Source organism: Paranoxybacillus vitaminiphilus, from assembly GCF_003259935.1.
In the GTDB taxonomy this organism is placed as follows: Bacteria; Bacillota; Bacilli; order Bacillales; family Anoxybacillaceae; genus Paranoxybacillus; species Paranoxybacillus vitaminiphilus.
This window is the reverse complement of record NZ_QLMH01000050.1, coordinates 1-1,568: the sequence shown is the minus strand read 5'-3', so window position 1 is coordinate 1,568 and position 1,568 is coordinate 1. Positions and strand designations below refer to the sequence as shown.

The window sequence follows — 1,568 nt, the reverse complement described above, 5'->3', positions numbered from 1 at the left end:
AATCCCCATCGATGGAGCATATCGCAAATACCGCCACGGGACATGGTGACAGAAAATTTCTCTTCTAACACATGTTGAATGATTCGTGTATTCCAACTGGTTTCGATGCCATATCCTTCATCGGCAGGCGTGCTTTCTTCCAGCATCTTTCGCAATTCACGTTCTTGGTCTAAAGACAGATATGGCTTTCTACCGGGAGCATAATGACGTTCTAATAGCGCATCCATACCACCTTGATGAAACTTTTGAACGTAAATCGAAACGGTTTCACGATGGATGTTCAAAAGCTCAGCGACTTGGATTCCTAAGTAGCCTTGCATAATAAGACGAATCACCGCAATCCGTTTCGCCATGTTCGCATTTTTCATTCTGCGCTCCTGTTCTTGAAGACGTTCAATGGTCCAACCGTGGTCATTCGTAATTTGTAATCCTTTTTTCTTCATGATTCATCCGCTCCTTTGATTAACCCGTTTAGGAGCAGTATAGACAAGAATAGATGTTGATTAAACATGTCGGGATTTCAAACTGAATTTATATAGTTATACACATTAATAAAACTGCTATTTTTAACACATAATTAGCAAGATAATTATCATTTGATTTCACTTAAAAAATTTTGTAATTTTACATTTTTTTAGTGTAATGATTAAGTAAAGATATACCTCTTTTAACTTAAGATAAAAAACTTATACACAAGTCTTTTTTTTTACTAAGTTCTTTAAGCATTAAACTATTTTTGGTGAATTGTATCCATTCTAAATTCTTTTTAATTTTAATAATATTAAAAAAATTAAAAAATAAAAACATACGTTACCTTGTAGGTTTTACTAAATTTGTGGCTGGACTATATTGACGGTAAAACGATGATAAACATCGTTATTATGAAAGACACCCAAAAACAAACGATAACATCTTGCTTCCAATGAGTTTTCACGAAGTGGCTCTATTTTCCACCTAATAAACTGAATATTCTAGCTATCGGTACACCGAATACAAAGTTAAGAAGGTAAGGAAATAGCCCAATTTTACGTTCCTCCAATTAGTTAAAAAAGATTACTAGATTTGAAAAACATTTGATGATAGGCGTTTACGCTTCGATTGAACCGTATCCAGCCTCTTTTTTATTTCGAACCATTGTGCGATGTTTGCGAATCAGTAAAATGGCCGTAATCATATAAACAATACTTAAAGCAAATGGAACAAGGTGAAATGCTTGATCCATAAACCTAATGCCAATAACCGATGCAACGATTACCGTTGTCATCGTTTGGAATAAGTAAATTTTCGTGCCGTATATCCAAACATATGGAAGAAAATGTGCTCCAGCTAAAACTCCGATGACAAAAGGCATCCACTCAGGTTGGCGATAGGCAACCATAATGACAATAGGCGCAAAGAAAATTTGCACGCCCCCTACTAACCCGCCGACGGTTGACAACGGATTGTGAGCAGCTAAAAAGTTAATTTTTAATAACCCGTGGTGCTAGATAAAATCAAACAAGCATAAAAATAGCCCTTGCATGAAGGATCTCCTTTAAAATGAAAGTGCTACCAAACATTTAAAAGGA

The 1,568-nt window shown here is 35.5% G+C and carries 2 protein-coding genes; both read right to left on the bottom strand.

All coding sequences use genetic code 11. The features are described 5' to 3' along the window. Positions 1–443 (bottom strand): helix-turn-helix domain-containing protein (locus tag B0I26_RS18000; protein ID WP_245934853.1); only part of this gene is annotated, 443 nt, incomplete at its 3' end. 644 nt (positions 444–1,087) lie between these two features. After that, positions 1,088–1,465 (bottom strand): DUF7010 family protein, encoded by a 378-nt coding sequence (locus B0I26_RS17995; protein WP_409991446.1) that lies wholly within the window; start codon positions 1,463–1,465, stop codon positions 1,088–1,090. Positions 1,466–1,568: the final 103 nt, after the last annotated feature.